Annotated in this window: 5 protein-coding genes; 4 read left to right on the top strand and 1 reads right to left on the bottom strand. The window is 61.5% G+C overall.

Going from position 1 to position 9557, the window contains the following annotated elements; all coding sequences use genetic code 11:
* Window positions 1-17 precede the first annotated feature (17 nt).
* The 4 genes from VGL22_RS17410 (at window position 18) to nth (ending at window position 8572) form a co-directional block, all read left to right on the top strand.
* On the top strand, window positions 18-4979 hold the full coding sequence (locus VGL22_RS17410; protein WP_465268218.1) for a HAMP domain-containing protein: 4962 nt from the start codon (window positions 18-20) through the stop codon (window positions 4977-4979).
* Between the two features lie 131 nt (window positions 4980-5110).
* The gene (locus VGL22_RS17405) at window positions 5111-6724 is read left to right on the top strand and encodes an ATP-binding response regulator (protein ID WP_465268217.1); all 1614 of its coding nucleotides are present in this window, start codon (window positions 5111-5113) and stop codon (window positions 6722-6724) included.
* 206 nt (window positions 6725-6930) lie between these two features.
* Entirely contained in the window at window positions 6931-7758 is an 828-nt protein-coding gene (gene hemQ / locus VGL22_RS17400) for a hydrogen peroxide-dependent heme synthase (protein ID WP_465268216.1), read from the top strand.
* 22 nt (window positions 7759-7780) lie between these two features.
* A complete protein-coding gene (gene nth, locus VGL22_RS17395; RefSeq protein WP_465268215.1) occupies window positions 7781-8572 on the top strand; it encodes an endonuclease III in 792 nt (263 codons plus the stop codon).
* 844 nt (window positions 8573-9416) lie between these two features.
* Here the strand turns inward: nth and VGL22_RS17390 are convergent.
* A partial coding sequence (locus tag VGL22_RS17390) for a 3-oxoacyl-[acyl-carrier-protein] synthase III C-terminal domain-containing protein (protein WP_465268219.1) occupies window positions 9417-9557 on the bottom strand: 141 nt, incomplete at its 5' end.

The raw sequence follows: 9557 nt of genomic DNA, 5'->3' as shown, positions 1-9557 counted from the left end.
ATCGGTTCGCCGGCGAAGTGACGCGGGTGGCCCGCGAAGTGGGCTCGGAAGGGCGTCTCGGCGGTCAGGCCAACGTGCCCGGCGTAGCCGGTACGTGGAAGGATCTCACCGACTCAGTCAACTCGATGGCCGGCAACCTCACGGCCCAGGTTCGAAACATCGCTGAAGTCACGACGGCCGTGGCCCGCGGCGACTTATCGCGTAAGATCACGGTCGACGTGAAGGGCGAAATCCTCGAGCTCAAGAACACCATCAACACTATGGTGGACCAGCTCAACGCATTCGCCGGCGAAGTCACCCGCGTGGCCCGCGAAGTGGGTACAGACGGCAAACTCGGCGGCCAGGCGCAGGTGCCCGGTGTGGCCGGTACTTGGAAAGATTTGACGGACAACGTGAACTTCATGGCGTCGAACCTTACGGGGCAGGTTCGCAACATTGCCGAGGTCGCAACGGCCGTGGCCCGCGGCGACTTATCGCGTAAGATCACCGTCGATGTGAAGGGCGAAATTCTCGAGCTGAAAGACACCTTGAACACCATGGTGGACCAGCTCAACGCGTTCGCAGGCGAAGTGACCCGCGTGGCCCGCGAAGTGGGTACGGACGGCAAACTCGGCGGTCAGGCCAACGTGCCCGGTGTGGCCGGCACCTGGAAGGATCTCACCGACTCGGTCAACTCCATGGCCTCGAACCTCACCGGCCAGGTCCGTAACATCGCTGAAGTGGCAACCGCCATTGCCAACGGTGACTTGTCGAAGAAGATTACAGTCAACGTGTCGGGCGAAATCCTGTTGCTGAAAGAGACGATCAACACCATGGTCGACCAGCTCAACAGGTTCGCGGGGGAAGTGACGCGCGTGGCCCGCGAAGTCGGCACTGAAGGCAAGCTCGGCGGTCAGGCCAACGTGCCCGGTGTGGCGGGCACTTGGAAGGATCTCACCGACAACGTGAACTTCATGGCCGGCAACCTTACCGGCCAGGTGCGAAACATCGCCGAAGTCACAACGGCTGTGGCTCGAGGCGACTTGAGCCGCAAAATCACCGTCGACGTGAAGGGCGAGATTCTCGAGCTGAAAAACACCATCAACACCATGGTGGACCAGCTCAACGCCTTCGCCGGCGAAGTGACCCGCGTGGCCCGCGAAGTGGGCACAGACGGCAAACTCGGCGGTCAGGCGGTGGTCCCCGGTGTCGCAGGCACCTGGAAGGATTTGACCGACTCGGTCAACTTCATGGCCGGCAACCTTACAGCGCAGGTGAGAAACATCGCCGAAGTGGCAACGGCAATCGCTAACGGCGACTTGAGCCGCAAGATCACCGTGGACGTACGCGGTGAAATCCTGCAGCTCAAAGAGACCATGAATACGATGGTCGAGCAGCTTCGCTCGTTCGCTGCCGAAGTGACACGCGTGGCTCGTGAAGTGGGTTCGGAAGGACGTCTCGGCGGTCAGGCCAATGTGCCCGGCGTGGCCGGCACCTGGAAGGATCTCACCGACTCAGTGAACGCCATGGCCGGCAACCTCACGGCGCAGGTCAGAAACATCGCCGAGGTAACTACGGCCGTGGCTCGCGGCGATTTGTCCCGCAAGATCACAGTGGACGTGAAGGGCGAAATTCTTGAGCTCAAGGACACCATCAACACCATGGTGGACCAGCTCAACGCCTTCGCTGCTGAAGTGACACGCGTGGCCCGTGAAGTGGGTACGGACGGCAAGCTTGGCGGCCAGGCCAACGTGCCCGGCGTGGCCGGCACCTGGAAAGATCTAACAGACAACGTCAACGTTATGGCCGCGAACCTTACCGAACAGGTCCGCGGCATCGTGAAGGTCGTCACCGCCGTGGCCAATGGGGTGCTCACTCAAAAGCTGACGGTGAACGCCAAGGGGGAAGTGGCCGCGCTGGCTGAAACTATCAACGGCATGACCGACACGCTGGCAACGTTCGCCGATCAGGTGACCACCGTGGCTCGCGAAGTCGGCGTGGAAGGCCGTCTGAGCGGTCAGGCGAATGTGCCCGGCGCTGCCGGCACCTGGAAAGATCTTGTCGGCAATGTGAACCTGCTGGCTGACAACCTGACGAACCAAGTCCGCGCCATTGCCGAGGTGGCAACCGCCGTGACGAAGGGCGACCTCACCCGGTCCATCCAGGTGGAAGCCCGGGGCGAAGTGGCCGAGCTGAAGGACAACATCAACACGATGATTGACAACCTTCGACTCACCACGGACCGCAACACCGAACAGGACTGGCTCAAGACCAACCTGGCCCGCTTTACCAACATGTTGCAGGGTCAGCGTGACCTGGGCGTCGTGGGACGCATGCTGCTGTCGGAGCTGGCTCCGCTGGTCAGCGCGCAGCAGGGCGTGATCTATCAGATGGAAAGCGACACGGTCGCGCCGGACGGCCGGCTGGTGCTACTTTCCACCTTTGCCGACATACCCGAAGGGCACCTGCAGGAAATTCGCGTCGGCGAAGGTCTTGTTGGCCAGTGTGCCGCGGAACGCCGCCGCATGCTGATCACCGAGTTGCCCAAGAAGACCGCGCCGATCCGCAGCGGTCTCTTCAAGGCCCCGCCCAAGAACGTTATCGTGCTGCCGGTTCTGTTCGAAGATCGCGTGAAGGCCGTCATCGAGCTTGCATCGCTGAGCGCGTTTACGCCTTCGCATTTGGCCTTCCTTGAGCAGCTCACTGCATCCATCGGCATCGTGCTCAACTCGATAGAAGCCACGATGCAGACGGAAGGCCTGCTGAAGCAGTCGCAGCAGCTTGCAACCGAACTGCAGACGCAGCAAAAGGAACTGCAGCAGACCAACGAGCAGCTGGCGCAGAAGGCCCAGCAGCTCGCGGAACAGAACTACGAAGTGGAACGCAAGAATCAGGAAATCGAGCAGGCGCGCCGCGCTCTGGAAGAAAAGGCCCGCGAGCTGGCTCTCACTTCGAAGTACAAATCCGAGTTCCTCGCCAACATGTCGCACGAGCTGCGCACGCCGCTCAACTCCATCCTGGTGCTCGGACAGCAGCTCGCAGAAAACCCGGATGGCTCGCTAACGCCGAAGCAGGTGGAATTTGCGCGTACCATCCACGCGGCAGGCACCGACCTGCTGAACCTGATCTCCGACATTCTCGACCTGTCGAAGATCGAGTCCGGCACGGTGTCCGTCGAGGCTGAAGAGATCTTCTTCGGTTCCCTTCTCGAAACTGTGGCGCGTCCCTTCCGTCACGAGGCGGAAAACCGGCGGTTGTCGTTCGAGATCTCCGCCGATGCCGGCCTGGGCCGCAGTCTCGTCACCGACTCCAAGCGTTTGCAGCAGGTTCTCAAGAATCTGCTTTCGAACGCCTTCAAGTTCACCGAGCAAGGCAGCGTGAAGTTGAAGATATCGCCCGTGACCGGCGGCTGGAGCCAGGATCATCCGCTCCTCTCGGGGGCCGGATCGGTGATCGCCTTCGAGGTGTCGGATACCGGCATCGGTATTCCGCCGGAGAAGCAGCGCATCATCTTCGAGGCCTTCCAGCAGGCAGACGCCGGCACCTCGCGCAAGTACGGCGGAACCGGCCTGGGGTTGGCCATCAGCCGCGAACTCGCCAGCCTGCTGGGCGGCGAAATTCAGCTGAAGTCCACGCCCGGTGCGGGCAGCACGTTCACCTTGTACCTGCCGCAGACCTACGTCGGTCCCGCCGCTCCTGCCATCATCAAGGCGCAGGAAAGGCCCGGCCTGCCTGTACAGCAGCAGGTTCCCGTCTTCCTTACCAATGTGGCCGCGGTTGAGACTGAGGCGCGCATTGAGGACGACCGCCACAACATTGAGGAGGGCGAGGCCGTGCTGCTCATCGTCGAAGACGATCCGCATTACGCCCGCGTTCTCTGCGATCTCTCGCGAGACAAAGGCTTCAAAGTCCTTTGCGCGATGACGGGTGCCGAGGCGTTGTCGCTGGCCCGCGAGTTCAGTCCGACGGCGATCTCGCTCGACGTATTTCTGCCTGACATGCTGGGATGGACCATTCTCAACCATCTCAAGCAGGATGCGCGCACCCGGCACATCCCGGTGCAGATGCTCACTCTTGATGAAGATCGTCACCACGGGCTCTCGCGCGGCGCATTCTCCTTTGTCACGAAGCCCACAAGCACCGAGGAGCTGGACTCGGCGCTCACGCGCATCTGGGACTACTCGCAGCCGCGCCGCAAGCGCCTGCTGGTGGTTGAAGATAATCCGGCCGAGCAACTCAGCATCCGCGAGCTTCTGGGGCACAAGGACATCGACATCGACGTGGCCGACACCGGCCAGTCGGCACTCGACCGCCTTGCCTCAGGCAACTACGACTGCGCGGTTCTCGATCTTCGCTTGCCGGACATGACCGGCTTCGAAGTGCTTGAGAAGATGCGCGATTCTGCCGGCCTGAAAGATTTGCCGGTGGTGGTGTTCACGGGCCGCGACCTGACCGCCGAAGAGGATTCGCAGCTGCACACGCTGGCTCGCAGCGTGGTGGTCAAAGATGTGGAATCGCCGGAGCGCCTGCTCGACGAGACCGCGCTCTTCCTGCACCGGGTGGTGGCGGATCTTCCCAAGCCGAAGCAGGACATGCTCGACCGCCTGCACAAGTCGGACGATGCTCTGTCCGGGCGCAAAGTGCTGGTCGTCGATGATGACGTCCGCAACATCTTTGCCCTCTCGAGCGTACTGGAACGCCGCGGGATGCACGTTCTCTCCGCCGGCAATGGCCGCGAGGCGATTCAGATCATCGAAACCACGCCCGACCTGGCCATCGTGCTGATGGACATCATGATGCCGGAGATGGACGGCTACGAGACGATGCAGATCATCCGCCAGAACCCGGCATTGCGGCGGCTGCCTATCATCGCACTCACCGCCAAGGCCATGAAGGGGGACCGCGAGAAATGCCTGGAAGCAGGCGCGAGCGAATATCTCGCCAAGCCGGTCAATACGGAACAGCTCCTCTCCGCCTTGAGGATGTGGCTGCACCGCTAAAATGGATCATCCGGACCCGTGGAATTGAGGGCCGCGGGCCCGGAAGGGAAAAAGTGACGCCCGGCAGTTTGAATCAGGTCGGAGCATGCGCCTATAGAAGAGATGCACGAGGAGAACCGAAGGGGACGGGAATGAGAGCGGACGATAAAGTCAACATCCTGATGGTGGACGACCAGCCCGCAAAGCTGTTGAGTTACGAGGTGATCCTCGCCGAACTGGGCGAAAACCTCATCAAGGCCAACACGGCCAGCGAAGCGCTGAATGTCCTCCTGAAGACCGACATAGGCGTTGTGCTGATGGACGTGAGCATGCCTGAGCTCGACGGCTTTGAACTCGCCGATGTCATCCGCCAGCATCCGCGCTTCCAGAAGACCGCGATCATCTTCATCTCCGGCGTTCACCTCACTGACTCCGACAAGATCCAGGGCTATCGTTCGGGCGCGGTCGATTACATCTCCGTTCCCGTTGTCCCTGAAGTTCTGCGCGCCAAGATCAGCGTCTTCGTCGACCTGCACCGTAAAACCCGCCAGCTGGAAGCTCTCAACGCCGAACTCGAGCAACGTGTGAACGAACGCACAGAAGAGCTCCGCCAACGCGAAGAGCAATACCGCACCCGGGCCGAGCTGCTTGATATGGCCACGGAAGCGATCATGGTCCGCGGCGTGGATGGCAAGGCTCAGTTCTGGAACTCAGGCGCCGAGAGTCTCTATGGATGGACCCGCGCCGAGATGGTTGGGCAAGACATGCACTCCACACTCCAGACGGTGTTTCCCGCTCCGCGCGCGGAAATTGAGCAGATGCTCAGCGAGCAGAAATCCTGGCAGGGAAACCTCATCCAGAAGACGCGCAATGGCAACGAAGTGGTGGTGGCATGCCGCAAAACCATCAATGAGGAAAGCAACCTCGTTCTCGAAGTGAGCCGCGACATCACCGAGCAACTACAAGCGCAGGAAGCCCTGCGCGAAGCCGAAAAGCTCGCCGCCATGGGGCGCGTCGCCGGCATCATTGCGCATGAGATCAACAATCCCCTGGCAGCCATCACGAACACGCTCTACCTGGTGCGCAATCATCCATCGCTCGACGACACAGCGCGCCACTTCGCCGACGTAGCCGAACAGGAGTTGCAGCGCGTCAGCCACATCACCCGCCAGACACTCAGCTTCTATCGCGAGTCGAAGCAGCCCATCGCCGTGAACCTGCCCGAGCTTCTGGACGATGTGCTCGACCTGCAGGAACGCGCTCTCAGCGCCAGCCGCATCCGGCTCAGCAAGCGCTATCTCTCCACGCCCGTGGTCCACGGCTTCCCGGTGGAGCTGCGCCAGGTGTTCCTGAACCTGGTGGGCAACGCGGTTCAGGCCATGCCCAACGGCGGCACGCTGGGCATTCACCTGCGCGAGGTTTCCGACTGGTCGCGCAATCGCAAGGGCACTGCCATCTCCATTCTTGACACCGGCATCGGCATACAGCCCGAGGATCTGAAGCGGCTCTTCCAGCCCTTCTTCTCCACCAAGTCCACCAAGGGCACAGGGCTGGGTTTGTGGATCAGCAAAGGCATCATCCAGAAGTACGACGGCACTCTCACCTGCCGTACCTTCCGCGGCCACCATGGCAACGTTACATGCTTCCGGGTGTTCCTGCCTGTAAGCGGCGGGCCCAATCTCATCAGCCAGCCGCTTGCCGGCGGAGAGTCTGTGCGCACCGACGTTGAGGTCCCAACCAATCACCACGCCGGCCTCGCGATCTAGCACCGCTCTGAAGCTTGTGAGCTTCGGCCTTCTGCATCCAGCGATACCGTGGGAAACCGCAATCGTCGGTCCTCGTGCAAGCGGCTCCCCTGAGAGTTGCCCACTTGGAAAGTTGAGGAGTGACCTGCGGCACTCCAGACCGCGGAGTTGGCGGCATCTCCCCTGCTACGATGGACCTTGATTCCATCCCTTTCCGAGGTGTCTCTGTGTCCGACTTCCCTCCTGTTCCGCTCACGCTTGAAGGCGCAAGTACGCTGCACCAGTTTTTCCGCTTCGACTGGAAAGCGTGGCGTGGCGTGCCGGACGGCGAGCGCGCGCGCATGGTGAAGGAGGCGACGGCGCTGCTCAGCGGGCTGGAGACGGATAGCGCCGGGAAGGTGCACACCGCGCTTTTCTCTGAGCTCGGGCACAAGGGCGACCTGATTCTGCTGCATTTTCGCGATTCGTTTGAGGCGCTGAATCGCGTGGAACTGGCCCTGGCGCAGGCGGCGCTGTATGACTTCCTCGACCTGCGCCATTCCTATGTATCGGTAGTGGAACTGGGTCTGTACGAGTCGACGCGCAAGACCTACGAGGCCGCCGCGGCCAAGGGGCACGCGCAGTTCTCGCCGGAGTGGAACCTGGAAGTAGGGGCCGCCCTGCAGCGCGGTGCCGAAGCCATGAAGCCGCGCCTGTGGCCCGCCGTTCCCGACGCTAAATACATGTGCTTCTACCCCATGGACCGGAAGCGGGATGAGCAGAAGAACTGGTACATGGTGCCGTTCGCTGAACGCCAGCGCATGATGCACGAGCACGGCCTGATCGGGCGACGCTATGGCGACGTGGTCCGCCAGATCATCACCGGGTCCATCGGCATGGACGACTGGGAATGGGGCGTTGATCTGTTCGCGGATGATCCGGTGGTCTTCAAGAAGCTCATCTACGAGATGCGGTTCGACGAAGTCAGCGCCGAGTTCGCGCTGTTTGGGCAGTTCTTCCTGGCGTTGCGGCTGCCGATCGACAACCTCGCGGGATGGGTGGAAGGCAAGCTTTAAGGGGCCCGGTTACACTGCAACCATGCCGGTCAAAGCTGCCAAGAAGCCCGCGAACAAGTCGATAGCCGCCAAGACAACTGCTCCCGCGAAGAAGTCTGCTCCCGCCAGGAAGAAGTCGGCTGTGCCTGCTGGCGCTACCGCCGTGACGCGCACCCGGTCTCTGGGGGGCGACCGCTCACCGGAACGCGTGAAAGAGATTTTGAAGGCGCTTGACGAAGCGTATCCCCATGCGGTGTGCGCGTTGAATCATGGCTCGCCCTGGGAACTGCTGGTGGCGACGATCCTCTCCGCGCAATGCACGGACGTGCGCGTGAACATGGTCACGCCGAAGCTGTTTGAGCGCTTCCCTACCCCCGCGGCGATGGCCAAGGCTGAGATTCCCGCGTTGATTGAGCTGATCCGCACGACCGGCTTCTTCAATAACAAGGCGAAGTCTCTCAAGGGCGCGGCCGAGGCGATCACCTCTCGATTCGGCGGAAGGGTGCCGGAGTCGCTGGAGGAGCTGATCACCGTTCCCGGCGCGGCCCGCAAGACAGCCAACGTGGTGCTCGGCGTGAGCTTTGGGAAGGCGGAGGGTGTGGTTGTCGACACGCATGTATTCCGCATCTCTCACCGGCTGGATCTGGCCAAGGGCGACACGCCTCAGGCGGTCGAGCAGGAGCTGATGAAGATTCTGCCGCACGCGAAGTGGATCGACTTCTCCCACCAGATCATCCACCATGGACGCCAGGTGTGCATTGCTCGGAGCCCCCGATGCAAAGACTGCAACCTGGAGACACTGTGCCACTCGAAGGACAAGACCTGGTGGTCGTAGGGGCCGGGGGTGGGGGCAGGGCCTGGAGCGAGTGGCGGATGGTGTTAACTCAATAGTAAAATAGATGCTCAATCAATTCTTTAGTAACTTATGCAGATCTTTAGTAACACAAGCTAGGGCGTGGCGAACGTTTGACGAATAGACTAAGGTCGATAGTATCGCAAGCTGCTGATTCTCATAGAAGCCGACTCGAAACTTGTCAAGCCCTTTTGTGGAAAACTTTTTTGCGAACCAGGTAATTTTCTGGTTAATGTTTCTGGCCTGTGGGGGAATTGGGTGGATCCGGAAATGCGAGCGGGCTGGCGGTGGCACAGCACAGGTACGGTCCTCGTGGGAGCTTCGATTATGCGCTGGGCCGGCGTGGGCGGATGTGCCGGGGATCACGGGTGGGTGTGACGGGTGAACCTGAGCGGGTTTGTTCCCTGGGGACGGAATCGCCAAAGCGGGTGCTTCGCCCATGAACAGTTTGGGTTGCGCTTTCCACCGCCCCAACGGGGCTCCGGAGATTTTTCTCGGCTGCATACCCAGGACTTTGTCCTGGGCTAGAGTCCTGCCGTCCCTCCGGGACTGCTTCGTGGTGCTGCCGAGATGGTGCTCGCGGGATTGGTGCTGGCGGGATGGGGCTGTCGGGATTGGTGCTGGCGGGATTGGTGCTGGCGGGATGGGGCTGTCGGGCTTATGGTGCTGGCGGGATTGGTGCTGTCGAGATGGGGCAGGCGGGATGGTGCTGTCGGGATGGTGCGGGTGCAATGGTGCGGGCAAGATCCAGGGTTGGTCCGTTCTCGACCCGCGGCGCGCGCGGCAGGCTGCTCAGGTTGGGACACGTGCCTAAGCAGATTCCGATTTAGATTTCCCAGCGCAGGAGAGCGGTGCCGACGGTGAAGCCGGCGCCTACGGCGGCCAGCAGAACCAGATCGCCCTTTTTGAGCTTTCCCTGCTCGACGGCGGTTTCCATGGCTAAGGGGATGGTGCCGGCGGAGGTGTT

It is taken from the genome of Occallatibacter sp., assembly GCF_036502485.1.
Classification (GTDB): domain Bacteria; phylum Acidobacteriota; class Terriglobia; order Terriglobales; family Acidobacteriaceae; genus Telmatobacter.
This window is presented reverse-complemented; position numbering and strand designations above follow the sequence as displayed.

What these genes read in the sequence shown, in the direction of transcription:
- VGL22_RS17405 (WP_465268217.1), top strand. Translation starts at nt 5,111, where the DNA reads ATGAGAGCGGACGATAAAGTCAACATCCTGATGGTGGACGACCAGCCC.
- nth (WP_465268215.1), top strand. Translation starts at nt 7,781, where the DNA reads ATGCCGGTCAAAGCTGCCAAGAAGCCCGCGAACAAGTCGATAGCCGCC.